Origin of the sequence: Streptomyces sp. NPDC047841 (genome assembly GCF_040704085.1) — a bacterium.
Lineage (GTDB): Bacteria > Actinomycetota > Actinomycetes > Streptomycetales > Streptomycetaceae > Streptomyces > Streptomyces argyrophylli.
Window position 1 is genome coordinate 270,905 of record NZ_JBEYRP010000001.1, and the last position, 21,161, is coordinate 292,065.

Sequence of the window (21,161 nt, forward strand, 5' to 3'; positions counted from 1 at the left end):
TATGGCTCAACATGATCGAGAGGGCCGGGGAGCGTATTCCCCGGCACAGGCAGGTTCACGCAAACGGGCCGGTTCCGCCACCGGGAGAAGGGGCGGAACCGGCCTGTGGCGGGCGTCTCCTAGTCGCGCGCGGGCTCCACGGAGTCCACGGCACCCGCCGTACGGTCGAACCGCCCGTCCAGCTTGGAGACGAGCCCGGTGACCTGGCGGGCGATGTCGGGCGCGGTCAGCCCGATCTCGGCCATGACCTCGGCGCGGGAGGCGTGGTCGAGGAAGCGCGGCGGGATGCCGAAGTCGCGCAGCGGCACGTCCACGCCCGCGTCCCTGAGGGCCTGGGCGACGGCGGAGCCGACACCGCCGACACGGCTGTTGTCCTCGACGGTGACGACGACCCGGTGCCGTTCGGCCAGCGGGGCCATGGCCTCGTCGACGGGCTTGACCCAGCGGGGGTCGACCACGGTGGTGGAGATGCCCTGCTTGTTCAGCAGCTCCGCGATCTCCAGGCACATCGGGGCGAGCGCGCCGACGGAGACCAGCAGCACGTCGGGCCGGTCGGTGCCCGGCTCCCGGAGCACGTCCATGCCCCCGATCCGGCCCACGGCGGGGACGGCCGGGCCGACGGCGCCCTTGGAGAAGCGCACCACGGTCGGCGCGTCCTCGACGGCGACGGCCTCGCGCAGCTGGGCGCGCACCTGGTCGGCGTCGCGCGGCGCGGCGAGCCGCAGCCCCGGCACCACCTGGAGGATCGACATGTCCCACATGCCGTTGTGCGAGGCGCCGTCGGTGCCGGTGACGCCGGCCCGGTCGAGCACGAAGGTGACCCCGCACTTGTGCAGGGCCACGTCCATGAGGACCTGGTCGAAGGCGCGGTTGAGGAAGGTGGCGTACACGGCGAAGACCGGGTGGAGGCCGGCGTACGCGAGGCCGGCGGCGGAGACGGCGCCGTGCTGCTCGGCGATCCCGACGTCGTACACCCGCTCGGGGAAGCGCTTGGCGAACTTGTCGAGGCCCACGGGCTGGAGCATGGCCGCCGTGATGGCGACGACGTCCTCGCGCTCCTCGCCGAGCCTGACCATCTCCTCGCCGAAGACGGAGGTCCAGTCGGCGCCGGAGGTGGCGATCGGCAGTCCGGTGTCGGGGTGGATCTTGCCGACGGCGTGGAACCGGTCGGCCTCGTCCTGGAGGGCGGGCTGGTAGCCGCGGCCCTTCTCGGTCAGGCAGTGCACGATCACCGGCCCGCCGAAGCGCTTGGCCCGGGCCAGCGCCGACTCCAGGGCCTCGATGTCGTGGCCGTCGATCGGACCGACGTACTTCAGGCCGAGGTCCTCGAACATGCCCTGCGGGGCGATGAAGTCCTTCAGCCCCTTCTTGGCGCCGTGCAGCGTCTCGTACAGCGGTTTGCCGACGACCGGGGTGCGGTCGAGGATGTCCTTCGTCCGCGCCAGGAAGCGCTCGTAGCCGTCGGTGGTGCGCAGCGTCGCCAGGTGGTTGGCGAGTCCGCCGATGGTGGGGGCGTACGACCGCTCGTTGTCGTTGACGACGATGACCAGCGGCCGGTCCTTGGCCTCGGCGATGTTGTTGAGCGCCTCCCAGGCCATGCCGCCTGTCAGGGCCCCGTCACCGATGACGGCGACGACGTGGCTGTCGCTCCGGCGCAGCTGGTTGGCCTTGGCGATGCCGTCGGCCCAGCCGAGCACGGTGGAGGCGTGGCTGTTCTCGATGACGTCGTGCTCGGACTCGGCCTGCGAGGGGTAGCCCGAGAGGCCGCCCTTCATCTTCAGCCGGGAGAAGTCCTGCCGGCCGGTGAGCAGCTTGTGCACGTAGGACTGGTGGCCGGTGTCCCACAGCACCTTGTCCTTCGGGGACTCGAACACCCGGTGCAGGGCGATGGTCAGCTCCACGACACCGAGGTTGGGGCCCAGGTGCCCGCCGGTCTTGGAGACCTCCTGGACGAGGAAGGTCCGGATCTCCTCCGCCAGCTGGTCCAGCTCCTCCAGGCTGAGCCGGTCCAGATCGCGCGGTCCCCTGATGCGGGTCAGCAGCGGCACCCGTGCCTCCTTGCAGTAGAGCTGATCGAGCTGTTGCCGGGCTGGGACGAGTCTAATGTTCCGATCTCACGCCCGATGGCCGGGCGGGGGGTCATGACTCACGCGAACGGCTGTACCCGTGCGGGCGGCCCCGACACGCCCTTGCCCGGCACCGTGGGACGGTGCCGGGCAAGGGCGTGGTGCGTCGGGCGCGCTCAGGCGCGGCCGGCCGACTTCTGGGTCTTGCGGGTGATCGAGTCGATGACGACCGTGGCGAGGAGCACGCCACCGGTGATCATGTACTGGATCGGGGTGGCGATGCCCTGGAGGGCGAGGCCGTACTGGATCGACGTGATCACGAGGACACCGAGCAGCGCGTTCCAGGTGCGGCCCCGGCCGCCGAAGAGGCTGGTGCCGCCGATGACGGCCGCGGCGATGACGTTCATCAGCAGGTCGCCGGAGCCGGCGCTCTGGTTGGCGGCAGCGATCTTCGAGGCCCAGAACAGACCGCCGACCGAGGCGAAGAGGCCCGCGATGGCGAAGACCGAGACGCGCACCAGGGTGACGTTGATGCCGGCGCGGCGGGACGCCTCCACGCTGCCGCCGAGGGCGAAGACCTTGCGGCCGTACGCGGTGCGGCGCAGCAGGAAGTCGGTGCCGACCAGGACGATCGCGAAGAGCAGCACCGCGAGCGGCAGGCCCTTGTACTGGTTGAACATGACCGCGACGCCGAACGCGGCGACCGCGAGCAGCACGGTGCGCAGCACGATGTCGCTGAGCGGGCGGGAGGGGATGCCCGCGAGCGCGCGGCGGCGGTTGCCGAGGAAGGCCGACAGGAAGTATCCGGCGACCGCGACGAGGGCCAGCAGGTAGGCGGCGGCCACGTCCGAGAAGTAGTACGTGGTGAGCTTGCCGACCACGCCGTCGCCGTCGATGTTGATCGTGCCGTTCGAGCCCAGGATCTGGAGCATGAAGCCGTTCCAGAACAGCAGGCCGGCCAGGGTCACCGCGAACGCGGGCGCGCCGATCCGGGCGAAGAAGAAGCCGTGCAGGGCGCCGATGACCGCGCCGGCCGCGAGGGCGGCGAGGACGGCGAGCCACTCGTTGACGCCGTGCGTGACGCTCATCACGGCGGTGATCGCCGAGGAGACGCCGGAGACGGAGCCGACGGAGAGGTCGATCTCGCCGAGCAGCAGCACGAAGATGATGCCGACCGACATCATGCCGGTGGCCACCATGGCGACGAAGATGTTGTTGAGGTTCTCCGCGCCGAGGAAGGCGGAGTTCAGGCTCTGGAAGATCGCGCAGATGGCGATGAGGCCGACCACGACGGGCAGGGCGCCGAGGTCGCCGGCGCGCATCTTCCGCTTGAACTCGGTGACGTAGCCGGCGAAGCCCTGCTCGCGCACGAGCAGGCGGGGGTCGACGGCGGGGGCGGCGTCGGCCGCGACGGCGGGCGCGTCGACGGGCTCGGCCTGGGTCTTGTCGATGCTCACTTCTGAGCCTCCGCGGTGGTGCGCGCCGCACGACGGGTCACGGCGTTGTCCGTGGCGCCGGTGATGGCGGAGATGATCTCTTCCTGCGAGGTGGTCTTGACCTCGAACACGCCGTTGTTGCGACCGAGCCGCAGGACGGCGACCTTGTCGGCGACGGCCTTCACGTCGGCCATGTTGTGGCTGATCAGGATGACCGCGAGGCCGCGCTCGCGCAGCCGCTCGACGAGGTCGAGGACCTGGGCGGTCTGCTCGACGCCGAGGGCGGCGGTCGGCTCGTCGAGGATCACCAGCTTGGGCTCGCCGAGCATGGAGCGGGCGATGGCCACGACCTGGCGCTGACCGCCGGAGAGCGAGGCGATCGGGATGCGCACGCTGGGGATGCGGATGGAGAGCGTCTGGAGCAGCTCGCGCGAGCGGCGCTCCATCTCGACCTCGTCCAGGACACCGCGGCGCTTGATCTCACGGCCGAGGAACAGGTTGCCGACGACGTCGATGTTGTCGCACAGGGCGAGGTCCTGGTAGACCGTCGCGATGCCCAGGTTCTGGGCGTCGTGCGGGCGGCTGACCGTGACGGGGCGGCCCTCCCACTCGATGACACCGTCATCGATGGGGTGCACACCCGCGATCGTCTTGACAAGGGTGGACTTGCCGGCGCCGTTGTCGCCGACGAGGGCAACCACCTCTCCGGCGTGGACCTCAAGCTCTACGTCGGTGAGCGCCTGAACGGCACCGAATCGCTTGGAGACCCCGCGCAACGCCAGCACGGGCGTAGCGGACACGTGAACCATCTCCTTCGCCGCCCGAGCCTTACCCCGGCGGGAGGTTGAACATGAAGAGTGAGGGGCGTTCCGTCCGGCGCCCCGCCGTTGTGCTGCGGGGCTGTCGGCGGCGGGGCGCCGGACGTGCCGGCACGGGGCGCGCGGACAGTGGGCGCGCGCCTGCCGTGCAGGCCGGTGGGACCGCCGCCTGGGCGGCCCCCTGGGGTGTTACTTCAGGCCGATCTTGTCGCAGGCGGCCTTGTACTTGGCCGTGCAGATCTGGTCGACCGTGTAGTAACCCTGCTTGATGACCGTGTCCTTGATGTTGTCCTTCGTCAGCGAGACCACCGGGACGATGACGGACGGGATGCCCTTCTCGGTGCCGCTGTCGACGGTGCTGGCGCCGAGCGAGCTGTCGACCTTGCCGGTCTTGGCGATCGAGACGGCCATCTTGGCGACGGTCTCGGCCTCCTGCGGGTAGGACTTGAAGACGCTCATGTACTGCTCGTTCGCCACGATGCGCTGCACGCCCGCGAGCTCGGCGTCCTGGCCGGTGACCGGGGGAAGCGTCTTGAGGCCCGCGCCCTTGAGCGCGGTGATGATGCCGCCCGCCATGCCGTCGTTGGCGGAGTAGACGCCGACGATCTTGTCCTTGCCGAGGGCGGAGATGGCGCCCTCCATGTTGGCGTTGGCGTTCTCCGGCTTCCACTCCTTGGTGTCGTACTCCTTGCCGACGTTCACCTTGCCGTCGAGCACCTCGTGGGCGCCCTTCTTGAACTGCGCGGCGTTCGGGTCGGTCACGGAGCCGTTCATCATGACGATCTTGCCGGACTTGGCCTTGCTGCCCAGGGCCTTCAGCAGGGCCTCACCCTGCGTCTTGCCGACCTCGACGTTGTCGAACGAGGTGTAGGCGGAGATGGGGCCCTCGGCGAGGCGGTCGTAGGCGACGACCGGGATGCCCGCGTCCTTGGCCTTCTTCACGCCCTGGGCGACCGCCTTGTAGTCGACCGCGTCGAGGATCAGCACGTCGACCTTCTTGGTGATCATCGTGTCGATCTGCTGCGACTGCAGGGTCGCGTCCTGCTTGGCGTTGAGGTAGTCGACCTTGCCCTTGCCGTTCGTCAGATCCTTGATCTGCTTCTCGATGATGGGCTTGTCGAACTTCTCGTAGCGGGCGGTCTGGTTCTCCGGCAGGAGCAGACCGACGGTGATGTCGTCACCCTTGTGGGTGGTCGTCTTCCCGCTGTCGCCGTTGCCGCCGGACTCCTTCGCGCTGCCGCAGGCGGCGAGCGAGACGGTCATTGCGGTGGCACAGAAAGCAAAGGCAGCACGACGCATGCGCTTGTTCACTCTTCAAACCTCCCTGACGAGGCCGCGTCGTTGCGGCCGAGGTGGCTGGAAGTCAACTCGGCCGCACGTGCGACGTCAAGAAGTAAATCCTTAACGAGATGGCAACGGTGCCATCCGTTCTCTAAGTGAATGCAGGGGCGGCCACGGGCAGTGCGCCTTCCAAAAGGGTCGAATCGCCCATCTCGCTGAGAGCGAGGGCGAGCGCCCCGAGCACCTCCGCACGGCCACCAAGTGCCCCGGGGAGAACGGACAGTTGGCGCGCCGCGCTGGGAATGGCGTAGCGGCCGACGGACTCCCTGATCGGCCCGAGCACCAGCTCGCCGGCCTCGGCGAGATCACCGCCGAGCACCACCCGGCTCGGGTTCAGCAGATTGCAGAGATTGGCCACCCCGCTTCCGATGTGACGGCCGACGTCGGCGATCACCCGACGGCAGCCCGGGTCACCGTCCCTGGCCAGGCGTACGACGCCTTCCATCGTGAGGCTGGAGCCGTGACTGGGCTGGAGCAGCGGGAGCACGTAGCGGGCCGCCGCGAACGTCTCCAGGCAGCCGCGGTTTCCGCAGCGGCAGACCGGGCCGGATTCGTCGAGTGTGATGTGCCCGATTTCTCCCGCCGTGCCGCCCGGGCCGCGGTAGATCTTCCCGTCGATCACCAGACCGGCGCCGACACCGCTCGCGACCTTGATGTACGCCAGGTCCCGGACGCCCTTGCCGCTGCCCCAGACCAGCTCGCCCAGGGCGCCGAGGTTGGCGTCGTTGTCCACGTGCACCGGCACGCCGAGGCGTTCGCGCAGCTCCTCGGCGGGCTTGGTGCCGCCCCAGCCGGGCAGGATCGCGGTCGAGCCGAGCGTGCCCGACTCGACGTCGATCGGACCCGGCACGCCGAGCCCCACGCCGGCCACCTTGGCCCGGTCCACGCCCGTGGCCGCGATCAGCCGGTTGACCAGCTGTTCCGCCCGGTCGAACCCCTGGTCGGCGGAGGCGTCGACGTCCAGCGGCTCGGCCTCCTCGGCCAGCACCTGATGGGCGAGGTTCCCGACCGCCACCCGGAGGTGGGTGTGCCCGAAGTCGACGCCGATCACGATGCCGGCGTCTCCGCTCAGGCTGACGCTGCGGGCCCGCCGCCCGCCTGCCGACGTGGGCGTGACCTCGACGGTTCCGCCGTCCTTCAGCTCCCGCACGATGTTCGAGACGGTCGCGGCGGACAGCCCGGTCGTCCGCGCGATCTCCGCCTGCGTGAGGGACCCGGCCAGGCGTACGGCCCGGACCACCCGCTCCAGGTTGGCCCGGTGCAGTGACGACTGCGACCCTGGAGTCTCCACGACGACCTCCTGAGCGCGGGGCCGCTTCGGCGAGGCCCCGTGTATGTCCAACTAGTGAACTCTAAGCTGAGCCGTTCAGGGTGACTCCCGTCAAGAGGTTGAACCGTTTCCGGGTACATGGACACGATGACGCACACCCTCCCGGCGACGGGACGGTGTGCGTCTCGGGACGGCAGCGGGACTGCCCCGCCGGGCCGGAGCCCCTATTTGAGCGCCCCTGCGGTCAGTCCCTGCACCACCTGGCGCTGGAAGACGATGTACGCCGCGAGCACCGGCAGCATCGCCATGACCAGGCCCGCGAAGAGCCCCGACCAGTCACCCTTGTAGCCCTGGCTGGCCGCCAGCTGGACCAGTCCCTGGGTGAGGACCTTCTTGTCGGGGTCGGTGTTGAGCACCGTGGGCAGCATGTACTGGTTCCACTGGCCCAGGAAGTTGAAGATGCCGACGCTGATCAGACCCGGCTTCGCCATGGGCAGCATGATCTGGAAGAACGTCCGCGCGTGCGAGGCTCCGTCGACGAAGGCCGCTTCCGCCACCGAGGTGGGCAGGGTGCGGAAGAACGCCGTGAGGAAGAAGACCGTGAACGGCAGCGAGTAGGCGATGTAGACCAGGATCAGGCCGTGGATCGTGTTCAGCAGCCCCATGTTGTTGACGACGTAGAACAGCGGGACCAGCGCGAGCATGATCGGGAAGCTCATGCCGCCGACGAACAGGTAGTAGACGAAGCGGTTGCCCGGGAAGTCGAAGCGGGCCAGCACGTACGCCGCCATGGAGCCGAGCACCAGGGTGCCGATCAGCGAGCCGCCGACCACCAGCACGGTGTTCAGGAAGTAGTCGCTCATGTTGGCGTCGGTCCACGCCCGCGCCCAGTTGTCGAAGTGCAGGCTGTCGGGCAGGGACCAGGGCGAACCGAAGATGGAGCCGTCGTCCTTGAAGGACGTCATCACCGCCCACACCAGCGGCAGGACCACCATGATCGCCCAGATGACCAGGATGCCGTGGGAGAAGACGTTGAGGACGTTGCCCTCCCTCTTCCGCACGGTCGGCCGCCCGGCCGGCGGCAGGTCCACCTCGGAGACGCGGGCGCCGGACTCGGCGGGCAGCGGCGCGGGGGTCTCGGTCGTCTTCATCGCTTCAGTACTCCAGCCGCTCGCGACGGCCCAGCCTCATCACGAGCGCGGCGAACGCGAGCGTGATGACGAGCAGGGCGACGCCGATGGTGGTGGCGTAGGCGGCCTGACCGTCCCGGAACGCCTTCTGGTACACGTACAGGACCATCACCGTGGTCGAGTAGTCGGGGCCGCCCGGTCCGGTCGTCATGATCTGTACGACTGCGAACGACTCGGCGCCGAGCGCGAGGATGCCCATGTACACCCAGCCGGACTGCACGGTGTCCCACAGCAGCGGCAGGGTGACGCGGAAGAAGGTGGTGGAGCGGCCGGCCCCGTCCAGCAGCGCCGCCTCGTAGAGCTCGGCCGGGATCGAGGCCATGCCGGCGGAGAACAGCACCACGAAGAAGCCGACCGTGGACCACACGAGCACCGCCATCACGCACCACAGGGCGAGGCTCGGGTCGCCCAGCCACAGCGGCTGCACGCCGTCGAGGCCGATGCCGCGCAGGAGTGAGTTGATCGCTCCGCTGTCCGGGTTGTAAGCGAAGGCGAACAGCAGCGCGACGATCGCGATCGACAGCACCTGCGGGAAGAAATAGACGATCTTGTAGAAGGACGAGCCCCGGACCCCGGAGATCACGGGGCCGCCCCTTCTGCGCCGTCCGCCCACATTGATCATGAAGGCGAAGAACAGCGCGAGACCGATCGTCACCACCGGCAGCACCAGAGCGAACAGCAGACTGTGCTCCAGCGACTTCCAGAAGATGTCGTCGTCGAACATCCTCTTGTAGTTGTCGAAGCCGACCATTCGGAATTCGGGGCTGAGGCCCGTCCAGTCCGTGAACGAGTAGTAGATGGACTGGATGAACGGCCACACCACGAAGAGCGCGTACAGTCCGAGGGGCAGTGCCAGAAACCCCACGATGAACCGGTACTTGCCGTGCTGCATCGCCACTCCGGTGCTGTCAGGGTGCTGGATTACTGGTGCTTGTAGTGCTTGATCGAGGTGTCCTTCGCCGCCTCGTCGGCGAAGCCCTGGATCTTCTTGACGGCCTCGGCCGGGGTGAGCCGTCCGGCCATCATCTCGCCGAGACCGGACACGCCGATCTTCTCCTTCTGCAACTGCACGTACCAGTCCTGAAGACGCGGATTCACCACGTTGGACCCTGCCTTGTCCAGCGCCGCCACGCCCGACTTCAGACCCGGCGTGAGGCTGATGCCGCTGGTGCCTCCGTTGTACGCGGTCAGCGACTTCACCTTGGTGGTGAAGTTCTTCGAGGACGCCTCGGAGAGCATGATGCGCAGCTGCTCCATGCCGCCCTCGGCGTTCTTCGCCTTGGCCGGCACGATGAAGGGCTCACCGCCGGAGGCCCAGATGGTGCCGAACGGCAGCTTGTCGGAGGAGTCGATGCCGGTGGGCGCGGACACGGCGAGGTCGAAGTCGGCCGGGATGACGTTGGCCGACTCGTTCTCCACCCAGGAGCCGTTCGGGATGAACAGTGCCTCGCCCTTGGCCCAGGCGGTCTGGGACTGGATGTGGTCCAGGCCCGGGGTGCCTTTGAGGACGTAGCCCTTCTTGTACAGCTCGTAGTAAGCCTCGAAGCAGGCCTTGACCGCGGGGTGCTTCCAGGCGTTCGGCTCCAGGTTGTCGATGGCGTCGAGGACCTCGCGGCCACCCACCTTGGCGATCATCGGGTAGAGCGAGAAGGGGATGTAGTACGGGTACTTGCCCGCGTACGTCCAGCCCGCCATGCCCTTCTTCTTGGCCTTCGCGCAGACCGCCAGCATCTCGTCCCAGGTCTGCGGGTACTCCGCGTCCAGCGAGTCGAGGGCCTTCTGCGAGTACCACACGCCGTAGACCGTGTAGGCGTAGTACAGGACCCAGACCGGCTTGCCGTCGAACTGGCCCATTTCCACGATGCCGGGGCGCAGCGTGTCGCGGACCTTCTTGCCCGGGTCGTCGTACGACGGCGCGTCCAGCAGCGGGGTGAGGTCCGCCAGCTGGTTCTTGCCGACGAGCACCCCCATGTCCATCTGCTCGGCCCCGGAGTTGTCGATGAGGTCCGGCGGGTTGCCCTGGTTGAAGCGGGGCTGCAAGGTGGACTGGATCTTCTGGGTGGCGGCGAACTTGACCTTGGCCTTGGGGAAGTCCTTCCCGTAGACCTTCACGGCGTCCTGGGCGTATTCCTTGCCGAAGCCGCCGTCGAAGAGGACGAACTCCATGCCCGCGGTGTCGTTGACGCCCAGGGGGTTCTTCGCGGTCTTCTTGCCCGCCTTCGCCTTGTCCTGCCCGTCACCGCCCCCGCTGGCGCAGGCGGACAAAAGGCCCATTCCCGGGGCCGCGACCAGACCGAGTGCCGCGGACCGCTTGATCAGATCACGACGGCCTACACCTTCGACGCCGTGGGGCACAGTGGATCCCATGCTCAAGTCCTCGCCTTCTCCAGGACTCAGGCGGTGAACCGGATCCTCCCCGGCACCGCTGTCGGGTAGTGCTGGGTCGTGCTGGAAACGCCGACAGGTATAGTCCACTTCCCGTCAACTGGGCAAGATCGAATGCAGGGTTCGCGTTGGGTCTTTTCCGAGTTGAGACCTCGCGGAAATATGAAGGCCCGCGCAGCGGCCCGCCGGAAAAAGTCGCGACATTACTCCCTGAATGCCACAGCCAACACCCTTGACATCATGGGCCACTTGACCACCTACTGGTTCCTGCGTCCCGTAGTTGACAACGTTGTCCGGAGGGGGCGCAGGAGGGGAAATCGGTAGATGCAGCGGAGAACGCGGCACAGATGGGGCCCGGCGGTCGTCCTCACGGCCGCCTTTGTCATGGCCGTCGGCGCGCAGGGCGCGGCGGTCGCCCTGCCCGCCAAGGCCCAGGCACCCGACCGGGAGTTCGCATCCTCGTTCGAGGCGGGCGACCCGGCGCCGGACTGGCTGAACACCGTCGACACCGGACGGGACGGGACCAAGCGCGCCTCGGGTGTCGACGGCGGCTACAGCACGGGCATCCCGGGCAATGTCACCGACCATGTCACCGAGGTCCGGGCCAGCGGCGAGAACGCGGGCGCCGGCGAGGTCAAGGAGAACCTCGTCGACGGCGAGCCCGGCACCAAGTGGCTGACCTTCGAACCCACCGGCTGGGTGGAGTTCGACCTGGACAAGCCCGTGAAGATAACGACGTACGCGCTCACCTCGGCCAACGACTTCGACGAGCGCGACCCCGCGGACTGGACCCTGAAGGGTTCCACCGACGGCAAGGACTGGAAGACGGTCGACACCCGCTCGGGCGAGGACTTCGCCGAGCGCTTCCAGACGAAGTCCTACGACCTCGCCGAGCCGGCCGAGTACCAGCACTTCCGGCTGGAGGTGACGAAGAACGCCGGCGCGTCGGGCATCCTCCAGCTCGCCGACGTGCAGTTCTCCACCGGCAGCGACGGCGGCAGCCCGGTGCCGCAGGACATGCTGACCCTGGTCGACAAGGGCCCGAGCGGCTCCCCGACCGCCAAGGCGCGGGCCGGGTTCACCGGGAAGCGCGCCCTGCGCTACGCCGGCCGGCACACGGCGGCCGGCCGGGCCTACTCGTACAACAAGGTCTTCGACGTGAACGTGAAGGTGGGCGGCGACACCCAGCTGTCGTACCGCGTCTTCCCGTCGATGGCCGACGGCGACCGCGACTACGACGCCACCAACGTCTCCGTCGACCTGGCCTTCACCGACGGCACCTATCTGAGCGGCCTGGGCGCGCTGGACCAGCACGGCTTCCCGCTCACCCCGCGCGGGCAGGGCGCGTCGAAGGCCCTGTACGTCAACCAGTGGAACAACGTGTCCGCGCGGATCGGCTCGGTCGCGGCCGGCAAGACCGTCGACCGGATCCTGGTGGCGTACGACTCCCCCGCCGGCCCGGCGAAGTTCCGCGGCTGGCTGGACGACGTGGCCCTGAAGCCGGTCGCGCCCGAGAAGCCGAAGGCGCACCTGTCGGACTACGCGCTGACCACCCGCGGCACCAACTCCAGCGGCAGCTTCTCGCGCGGCAACAACTTCCCGGCGACGGCCCTGCCGCACGGCTTCAACTTCTGGACCCCGGTGACCAACGCGTCCTCGCTGAGCTGGCTGTACGAGTACGCGCGGGCGAACAACGCGGACAACCTGCCGACGATCCAGGCGTTCAGCGCGAGCCATGAGCCGAGCCCCTGGATGGGCGACCGGCAGACCTTCCAGCTGATGCCGTCGGCCGCGTCCGGCACCCCGGACACCGGCCGCGAGGCGCGGGAACTGCCCTTCCGGCACGAGAACGAGACGGCTCGGCCGTACTACTACGGCGTCCGGTTCGAGAACGGCCTCAAGGCCGAGATGGCCCCGACCGACCACGCGGCCGCCCTCCGCTTCACCTATCCCGGTGACGACGCGAGCGTGCTGTTCGACAACGTCACCGAGCAGGCCGGACTCACGCTGGACAAGGAGCACGGGACCGTCACCGGCTACTCCGACGTGAAGTCGGGCCTGTCGACGGGCGCGACCCGGCTGTTCGTGTACGGCGAGTTCGACAAGCCGGTCACCGACGGCGGCTCCAGCGGGGTGAAGGGCTTCCTGCGCTTCGACGCGGGCGCCGACCGCACCGTCACCCTGCGCCTGGCGACCTCGCTCATCAGCGTGGACCAGGCGAAGGACAACCTGCGCCAGGAGATCCCGGACGGCACCTCCTTCGACACGGTCAAGGACCACGCGCAGCGGGTCTGGGACAAGCTGCTCGGCAAGGTCGAGGTGGAAGGCGCCACCCCGGACCAGCTCACCACGCTGTACTCGAGCATGTACCGGCTGTACCTGTACCCCAACTCCGGCTTCGAGCGGGTCGACGGCAACGACCGGTACGCCTCGCCGTTCTCCGCGATGCCGGGCCCGGACACCCCGACGCACACCGGCGCGAAGATCGTCGACGGCAAGGTGTACGTCAACAACGGCTTCTGGGACACCTACCGGACCACCTGGCCGGCGTACTCGTTCCTCACGCCGTCCCAGGCGGGCGAGATGGTCGACGGGTTCGTGCAGCAGTACAAGGACGGCGGCTGGACCTCCCGCTGGTCCTCCCCCGGTTACGCCGACCTGATGACCGGCACCTCCTCGGACGTGGCCTTCGCCGACGCCTACGTCAAGGGCGTGAAGTTCGACGCGAAGGCGGCGTACGACGCGGCCGTGAAGAACGCGACCGTCGTCCCGCCGATGTCGGGCGTGGGCCGCAAGGGCATGTCCACCTCGCCCTTCCTCGGCTACACCTCGACCGACACCCACGAGGGCCTGTCGTGGGCGATGGAGGGCTACGTCAACGACTACGGCATCGCGAAGATGGGCGAGGCGCTCTACAAGAAGACCGGCGAGAAGCACTACCAGGAGGAGTCGGAGTACTTCCTCAACCGGGCCCGCGACTACGTGAACCTGTTCGACGCCAAGGCCGGCTTCTTCCAGGGCCGCGACGCCAAGGGCGACTGGCGCGTGGACTCCGCGAAGTACGACCCGCGCGTGTGGGGCTACGACTACACGGAGACCAACGGCTGGGGCTACGCCTTCACCGCCCCGCAGGACAGCCGGGGCCTGGCCAACCTGTACGGCGGCCGGCAGGGCCTGGCCGACAAGCTGGACGAGTACTTCGCCACCCCGGAGACGGCCTCCCCCGACCTCGTCGGCTCCTACGGCGGTGTCATCCACGAGATGACCGAGGCGCGGGACGTCCGGATGGGCATGTACGGCCACTCCAATCAGGTCGCGCACCACGTCATCTACATGTACGACGCGGCCGGCCAGCCGTGGAAGGCGCAGGCGAACGTCCGCGAGGCGCTGTCGCGGCTGTACACCGGCAGCGAGATCGGGCAGGGCTACCACGGCGACGAGGACAACGGCGAGCAGTCCGCCTGGTACCTCTTCTCCGCGCTCGGCTTCTACCCGCTGGTGATGGGCAGCGGCGAGTACTCCATCGGCTCCCCGCTGTTCAAGAAGGCCACCGTGCACCTGGAGAACGGCCGGGACCTGGTGGTACGGGCGCCGGGGAACAGCGCGAAGAACGTCTACGTCCAGGGCGTCATGTTCAACGGCCGCCCCTGGAAGTCGACGTCGCTGCCGCACTCGCTGCTGTCCAAGGGCGGGGTGCTGGACTTCTTCATGGGCTCCAAGCCGTCGGCGTGGGGCACCGGGAAGGACGCGGCGCCGGCCTCGGTCACCCAGGACGACAAGGTGCCGACGCCCCGCGCGGACGTGCTGAAGGGTGACGGCCCGCTCTTCGACGACACCTCGGCGACGAGCGCGACGCTCACCTCGGCCGACCTCCCGGCCAAGGCCGGTGCACGGCCGGTCCAGTACACGCTGACCTCGGGAGCCGACCGCACGAAGGCGCCGGCCGGCTGGACCCTGGAGGGCTCCACCGACGGCACGACCTGGCGGACCCTGGACCACCGCTCCGGGGAATCGTTCGCCTGGGACCGCCAGACCCGCGCCTTCACCATCGCCGCACCGGGCACCTACACGAAGTACCGCCTGGTCCTGGACGGCGAGTCGACCCTGGCGGAGGTGGAACTGCTGGGCTGACCGGGGACACCGGAAGAGGGGGCGGGCCCGGATGGGCCCGCCCCCGTGCCGTGTCCTCGCCCGGCCGGTGCGGTCAGCCGGTGCGCTCAGCCTGTGCGCTCAGCCCGTGGCGAGGGCGAACACGTGCAGGTCCGTGTTGCGCGGGAGCGTGACGCTCTTGATCTGCTTGCCCGCCGGGGCCTGGTACGGCTTGGTGGCGAAGACGTACGTCGCCACCGGGTCCTTGTCCGCGCCGGCGACGTTGCGGTACGCGGTCTTCGCGACGACCTCGTTGCCGTACTGGACGGAGCCACCGCCGCCGCCCACGGTCCAGTCGGTGAAGGACAGGTCGACGGTGCCGGTGGTGCCGTCGGTGTAGGCGACGGTCGCCTTGGTCTGCTGGTTGCCGTTGACGGCGCTGCCGATGAAGGACAGCTCGTCCGCCGGGCTGTCCAGCAGGATGGTCTGGCCGGACGCCGAGGCGTTGTCGGGGCGGCCGGCGGGCGAGGCGGGCCAGGTGAAGGCGAGACCGCCGACCGTGGCCTGCTTGCCCGGGCTGAGGCCCGCCGCCGCGAGGGCCTGCCGGGAGTAGCTCCAGCCGCCGCCGTCGTAGTCGGCCTCGTCGTGGTCGCCGTCGTCGTCGGAGACGCCGGTGCTGTTGTAGGCGGCGAGCAGGGTGCCCGGGGCCGCCACGGTGAGCGCCACCGGCTGCTCGTAGGAGGAGTCGCCCGAGGTCACCGTGACCCGGACGTCGGCGAAGCCCTGCCCGGCGTCCCGGGCCGCCGTGAGCGTGATCTCCTGGGCGCCGTCGGTGACCTTGCCCTCGGCGGGCGTGGCCGTCACCCCGGCCGGGGTCTCCACCCGGAAGCGGACCTCGGGGCCGGTGCCGCCGGTCAGCGACAGCGCACGGATGCCGATCTTCGTGCTGTCACCGGGGGCGAGGGTGGCCGTGGTGGGCCCGACGCCGATCTGGTACGGCTGCTCGCCCTGCCGGAAGGACGGCGGCGGGCTGCCGGCGCCCCAGTTCCGGTCCGGGGTGGCGGACAGCGTGTAGTCGAGCCGGCCGCCGTCGCGGACGAAGGACGCGGGCAGCCACGGCCGGTCGCTGCTGCGGCCGTTCACCTTCAGGGACCGGACGTACGGCGCGTCGGCCGCCGCTCCCGTGGCGCGGACGGAGATGTCGTTGCCGTGCGGCCGGTCGATCTCGATCCGCTCGAACAGCGGTGAGGCGAGGACCAGTTCGGCGCGCGACGGCACCTGCGGGTACATGCCGAGGGCCGAGAAGACGTACCAGGCGGACATCGCGCCGAGGTCGTCGTTGCCCGGGATGCCGCCGGGCTCGGTGGACCACAGCTGCCGCATCGCCGCGCGGACGGTCTGCTGCGCCTTGTAGGGGGCGCCGGCGTAGTCGTACAGGTAGGGGACGTTGATCGAGGGCTCGTTGTCCAGTTCGGACTTGGTGCCGCCGTTGCCGGTGAAGGCCCAGCCGCCGTCGGCGTCGTGGAAGAAGTCGTCCAGCCGGGCGAGCGCCTTGTCCCGGCCGCCCAGCGCGGCGAAGAGGCCCGCCGGGTCGTGCGGGACCATCCAGGTGTACTGGGCGGCCGTGCCCTCGACGAAGCCGTTGCCGGTGTCCGGGGTGAAGCCGGTGACCCAGCTGCCGTCGGCCTTGCGGTTGGCGATGTAGCCGCCGTCCGGCGCGGCGGCTACGTTGAAGTTGTTCTGCCACCACTGGGCGCGCCGGGCGAAGGTGTCCGCCGTGCCCTTCTCCCCGGCCGCGCGGGCCAGTTGGGAGATCGCGAAGTCCGCTGTGGACATCTCCAGGGTCTCGGCGGCCCCGCCCCAGGCGTTGGACACGCTCGGCATGTAGTGCAGCTCGAGGTACTTGTCGAGGGAGGGGCGCTGGCCCGCCGACAGTACGGGCTTGCCGGCCGGGGACAGGTCCTGCGGGGTCGGGACGGTGGCCGCCCGCACGAGGGACCCCAGGGCTCCTTCGAGGTCGAAGTCGGTGCCGCCGAAGGCGTGGATGCCGGCGAGCGCGGTCGGCGAGGGGTCGCCGTTCATGACGTGGGTGCCGCTCCCGCCGTGCAGCCAGCGGTCCCAGACACCGCCGTTCTGCCGGGCCAGCTCGTACAGGGACTGCGCGATGTCCGAGCCCGTGCGCGGGTCGAGCAGTGTCAGCAGCTGGACCTGGTCGCGGTAGACGTCCCAGCCGGAGAAGGTGCCGTACTGGGCGTGCCGGCGACGGTCGACCCTGTGCACGCGGCCGTCGGCGCCCCGGTACCTGCCGTCGGCGTCGCTGATGACGTTGGGGTGCAGCAGCGCGTGGTAGAGCGCGGTGTAGAAGGTGGTGCGGTCGGCGTCCGTGCCGCCGCCGACCCGGATGGCTCCGAGCCGCTCCCGCCAGGCCCGCCGGGCCGCCTGGCGGACCGCGTCGAAGGACCGGCCGGGCGGGTTCTCGGCGGCCAGGTTGGCGGCGGCGGCCTCCCGGCTGACGTAGGAGATGCCGACCTTGACGTTGACCGGGCCGTCTCCGGGCGCGAACTCGACGTAGCCGCCCGCGCCCTTGCCGGCGACCGGCCGCCCGCCGTGCGAGAAGCCGCCGGTGCCGCCGGACGCCTCGCGCGAGCCGGGGTCCAGCCGGTCGTCGTGCCAGGTGCCGGTGGCCTGGAAGGCGCGGTCGAAGCGGGCCGTGAAGTAGAGGGTGTAGTAGGAGCGTTGGCCCTCGGGGTCGAGGTAGCCGCAGAAGTTGCCGGAGGTGACCGAGCCGGAGATGGTCCGGGTGTCCGGGTCGATCGTGACCGTCGAGTCCTCCGAGCCGACCTCGGAGTTGGCGGTGCGCACGAGCAGGGAGGCGGGCTTGCCCGCCGGGTAGGTGAAGCGGGCCGAGCCGGTGCGCGCGGTGGCGGTGAGGTCGGCGGTGACGCCGGAGGCAAGGCCGACCTCGTAGTGGCCGGGTTCGGCGGTCTCGTCGGCGTGCCGGAAGTCGGAGGCGTAGACGGCGTCCTTGGTGTCGCTCGCCGGGGAGGAGGTGACCTCGCCGGCGTACGGGAAGAACGGGATGTCCCCGCTGCCGCCGGCGCAGCCGGTGCCGGACATGTGGGTGAGGCTGAAGCCGCGGATGCGGGTGGCGTCGTACTGGTAGCCGCCCGGCGCTGCGGTTCTCGTGGCGTCGCCGCGCGTGTTCTCCGGGCTCCAGGAGAGCATGCCGAACGGCACGACGGCGCCCGGGAAGACGTCGCCGCCGTTCCTGGTGCCGATCAGCGGATCGACGTACGGGGTCGGGTCCTTGACGAGGCCGGGGGGTGCGGTGGTCGCCGCCAGGGCGGGAGTCGCTGTGCCGGCGGTCGCGAGGAGCGCGGACAGCAGCAGGGAAGCGGGTCTGAAACGCATGACGCGGCCCTTCCTCCTAACGGACGGGTCGCGCACCACAGGTCGCACAAGCCGCAGGGACAGTAACGTGCGCCACCGGTACCACGGAAGACCGCGTGCGCGCCGGGAGGCGTACGCCCTCATCACCCGGCCGGCCCAGCCAAGTGGGTTGACATCGTTGTCGGTTGAGGCGGTAGAGTCATGAGCACGACGACTGACAACGATGTCGCACGCCATCTCGCCGCACAAGCCACGCGGTTTCAGGTCATTCCCCTCCGGACAGGCAGCCCACCCCCCTCGCCTGCCCGGCTCGCGGACCCGGTGCGTATGCCACCGGGTCCGCCCAGAGCACGCCGCCGTGTTCCCGTGACCAGCGCAGCACCGGTCGCCCCTGGCGAGCGGGCCCGGGGCGCAAGGGCCCCCTGGCCCGCCCTTCGCTGCCCGGCTCCGTATCGCACCGGGAGGCGAGCCGCCCTCGATCCGGCCGGACTCGCGCTCATGGACCTGCCGGTCCCCTCGTGACCCCACGTGGCGAATCAAGGACGCGCGGAACGGGCCCGACCGGTGGCGCCCGCCGCCGGGGGTGCCGGAGTGACGCCCGCGACGGCCGCGCCCTCCGGGCGAGTGGCGGCATCCGCGCGGACGGGACTTCGTGGTGCTGCGGAGTGGGTACCCGGCTGTTCGACGTCGACCGCCGCCCGAGGAGGCCGGCGAGTTGCTCGGCGTCCTGCGGCGACGGAGGGTGCCGGAGCGGCCGGTCCGGCTTCGGCGCAGGTCACCCTTGACATGAGTCCACTCAAGTTTTATCCCGATTGATAGGCAATTCGGTTTCAAACGCGCAGCTCGCGGTGGGTGAGGAGGTGACCCGCACGGTGGAGCTGGACCTGTATGCGGTGCTCGGTACGGCACCCTCCGCCCCGGCCGAGGCGATCACCTCCGCCTTCCGCCGCAGGGCGTGGGAACTGCGGCCGGACACCCGGGTGGACGCGGTCACCGCGGCCCGGTTCGCCGAGCTGCGCACGGCGTACGAGACGCTCCGGGACCCGGTGCGGCGCGCGGCCTACGACCGGGCGCACGAGCGGTCGTCCCGGCGGCGGCACCGCGCCCCGTCCGGCGCCGCCGCGGCGAGCCCGCCGGCCCGCCTCCGGTACCTCCTGGTGCCGGGCGGCACGGCTGCCGAGCCGCCGCTGCGCGCGGGACCGGTGCACTGGGAACCCGGTGAGCGGCCGTAGGGCACAGGAGCCGACGAACAAGAGGGAGCACGCAGATGGCGCGTCCGGTCGGAATCGATCTCGGTACGACGAACTCGGTGGTCTCCGTCCTGGAGGGCGGCGAGCCCACCGTCATCACCAACACGGAGGGCGCACGGACCACGCCGTCGGTCGTCGCGTTCGCCAAGAACGGCGAGGTGCTGGTCGGCGAGGTCGCCAAGCGGCAGGCCGTGACGAACGTGGAGCGCACCGCGCGCTCGGTCAAGCGGCACATGGGGGACCATGCGTGGCGGTTCCCCGACCAGGGGGACGTCGACGGCAAGCGGTACACCGCGCAGGAGATCTCCGCGCGCGTGCTGCAGAAGCTGAAGCGGGACGCGGAGGCGTACCTCGGCGAGGACGTCACCGACGCGGTGATCACCGTGCCCGCGTACTTCGACGACGCCCAGCGCCAGGCGACCAAGGAGGCCGGTGAGATCGCGGGCCTGAACGTCCTGCGGATCATCAACGAGCCGACGGCGGCGGCGCTGGCGTACGGGCTGGACAAGGAGAACGACCAGACGGTCCTCGTCTTCGACCTGGGCGGCGGCACCTTCGACGTGTCGCTGCTGGAGATGGGCGAGGGCGTGATCGAGGTGAAGGCCACCAACGGCGACACGCGTCTCGGCGGCGACGACTGGGACCAGCGGGTCGTGGACCACCTGGTCACGCAGTTCAGGAACAACTACGGCGTGGACCTGGCCAAGGACAAGATGGCCGTGCAGCGGCTGCGGGAGGCGGCGGAGCGGGCGAAGATCGAGCTGTCGTCGTCCAGTGAGACCTCGATCAACCTGCCGTACATCACCGCGTCCGCGGAGGGTCCGCTGCACCTGGACGAGAAGCTCACCCGGGCCCAGTTCCAGCAGCTGACCGCGGATCTGCTGGAGCGCTGCAAGGCGCCGTTCCACAACGCGATCAAGGACGCCGGGATCAAGGTGTCCGACATCGACCACGTGGTCCTGGTGGGCGGTTCGACGCGGATGCCGGCCGTGACCGAGCTGGTGAAGGAGCTGACCGGCAAGGAGCCGCACAAGGGCGTGAACCCGGACGAGGTGGTGGCCGTCGGCGCCAGCCTCCAGGCCGGTGTGCTCAAGGGCGAGGTCAAGGACGTCCTCCTGCTCGACGTCACCCCGCTGTCCCTCGGCATCGAGACCAAGGGCGGCATCATGACCAAGCTGATCGAGCGGAACACGACCATCCCGACCCGGCGTGCGGAGATCTTCACGACGGCCGAGGACAACCAGCCCTCGGTGACCGTGCAGGTCTACCAGGGCGAACGGGAGATCGCCGCGTACAACAAGAAGCTCGGCATGTTCGAGCTCAGCGGCATCGCGCCCGCCCCGCGCGGGGTGCCGCAGGTCGAGGTGGCCTTCGACATCGACGCCAACGGCATCATGCACGTCTCGGCGAAGGACCTCGGCACCGGCAAGGAGCAGAAGATGACCGTCACCGGCGGTTCGGCGCTGCCCCGCGACGACATCGACCGGATGGTCCGGGAGGCGGAGCAGCACGCGGAGGAGGACCGCGAGCGGCGGGAGGCGGCGGAGACGCGCAACCAGGCCGAGCAGCTCGTCTACTCCACCGAGAAGCTGATCAGGGAGAACGGCGACAAGATCCCGGCGGACGCGAAGTCCGAGACGGAGACGGCGCTGGCCGAGCTGAAGGAGAAGCTGAAGTCGCAGGACACGGCGGGCATCCGGCAGGCCCTGGACCATGCCGCGCAGGCCGCGCAGAAGATCGGTACGGCGCTGTACGAGCGGTCGCGCAGCGAGCAGGCCGCGCAGAGCGGGGAGGCGGGCCAGGGCGGCCAGGCCGGTGCGGGTGCCGGTGCCGGTGCCGGTGCCGGTGGTAAGGCGGGTTCCGGCGGGGACGACGAGGTGGTGGACGCCGAGATCGTCGACGACGACAAGCCGGAGGCGGGCTGAC

Annotated in this window: 12 protein-coding genes; 3 read left to right on the forward strand and 9 right to left on the reverse strand. The window is 69.8% G+C overall.

Going from position 1 to position 21,161, the window contains the following annotated elements; all coding sequences use genetic code 11:
* Window positions 1-119: 119 nt before the first annotated feature.
* The 8 genes from dxs to ngcE all read right to left on the reverse strand — a co-directional run bounded on the left by dxs (window position 120) and on the right by ngcE (window position 10,488).
* Window positions 120-2,048: a 1-deoxy-D-xylulose-5-phosphate synthase gene (gene dxs / locus AB0947_RS01165; protein ID WP_366748188.1), complete on the reverse strand. Its 1,929-nt coding sequence runs from the start codon at window positions 2,046-2,048 to the stop codon at window positions 120-122.
* 194 nt (window positions 2,049-2,242) lie between these two features.
* Window positions 2,243-3,523: a sugar ABC transporter permease gene (locus tag AB0947_RS01170; protein ID WP_366748189.1), complete on the reverse strand. Its 1,281-nt coding sequence runs from the start codon at window positions 3,521-3,523 to the stop codon at window positions 2,243-2,245.
* A complete protein-coding gene (locus AB0947_RS01175) occupies window positions 3,520-4,311 on the reverse strand; it encodes an ATP-binding cassette domain-containing protein (protein ID WP_366748190.1) in 792 nt (263 codons plus the stop codon). Before AB0947_RS01175 ends, AB0947_RS01170 begins: the two co-directional genes overlap by 4 nt.
* Before the next feature lie 198 nt (window positions 4,312-4,509).
* Complete coding sequence (locus AB0947_RS01180; protein WP_366748191.1) at window positions 4,510-5,583, reverse strand: sugar ABC transporter substrate-binding protein; 1,074 nt, start codon at window positions 5,581-5,583, stop codon at window positions 4,510-4,512.
* 169 nt (window positions 5,584-5,752) lie between these two features.
* The gene (locus AB0947_RS01185) at window positions 5,753-6,952 is read right to left on the reverse strand and encodes an ROK family transcriptional regulator (RefSeq protein ID WP_132783216.1); all 1,200 of its coding nucleotides are present in this window, start codon (window positions 6,950-6,952) and stop codon (window positions 5,753-5,755) included.
* A gap of 203 nt (window positions 6,953-7,155) precedes the next feature.
* Window positions 7,156-8,082 (reverse strand): carbohydrate ABC transporter permease, encoded by a 927-nt coding sequence (locus AB0947_RS01190; RefSeq protein WP_366748192.1) that lies wholly within the window; start codon window positions 8,080-8,082, stop codon window positions 7,156-7,158.
* 4 nt (window positions 8,083-8,086) lie between these two features.
* A complete protein-coding gene (locus AB0947_RS01195) occupies window positions 8,087-9,013 on the reverse strand; it encodes a sugar ABC transporter permease (protein WP_366748193.1) in 927 nt (308 codons plus the stop codon).
* A gap of 29 nt (window positions 9,014-9,042) precedes the next feature.
* The gene (ngcE, locus tag AB0947_RS01200; protein WP_366748194.1) at window positions 9,043-10,488 is read right to left on the reverse strand and encodes an N-acetylglucosamine/diacetylchitobiose ABC transporter substrate-binding protein; all 1,446 of its coding nucleotides are present in this window, start codon (window positions 10,486-10,488) and stop codon (window positions 9,043-9,045) included.
* A 342-nt stretch (window positions 10,489-10,830) separates the two neighbouring features.
* Here ngcE and AB0947_RS01205 point away from each other — a divergent pair, with 342 nt between their 5' ends.
* A complete protein-coding gene (locus tag AB0947_RS01205; RefSeq protein WP_366748195.1) occupies window positions 10,831-14,637 on the forward strand; it encodes a GH92 family glycosyl hydrolase in 3,807 nt (1,268 codons plus the stop codon).
* Between the two features lie 99 nt (window positions 14,638-14,736).
* Here AB0947_RS01205 and AB0947_RS01210 read toward each other — a convergent pair whose 3' ends face one another.
* Window positions 14,737-18,006: a GH92 family glycosyl hydrolase gene (locus AB0947_RS01210; protein WP_366748196.1), complete on the reverse strand. Its 3,270-nt coding sequence runs from the start codon at window positions 18,004-18,006 to the stop codon at window positions 14,737-14,739.
* 839 nt (window positions 18,007-18,845) lie between these two features.
* Here AB0947_RS01210 and AB0947_RS01215 point away from each other — a divergent pair.
* Both AB0947_RS01215 and dnaK read left to right on the forward strand, forming a co-directional pair.
* Window positions 18,846-19,217, forward strand: a complete 372-nt coding sequence (locus AB0947_RS01215; protein WP_366748197.1) for a J domain-containing protein — start codon at window positions 18,846-18,848, stop codon at window positions 19,215-19,217.
* Window positions 19,218-19,252: 35 nt separating this feature from the next.
* On the forward strand, window positions 19,253-21,160 hold the full coding sequence (gene dnaK, locus AB0947_RS01220; RefSeq protein ID WP_366748198.1) for a molecular chaperone DnaK: 1,908 nt from the start codon (window positions 19,253-19,255) through the stop codon (window positions 21,158-21,160).
* Window position 21,161: the final 1 nt, after the last annotated feature.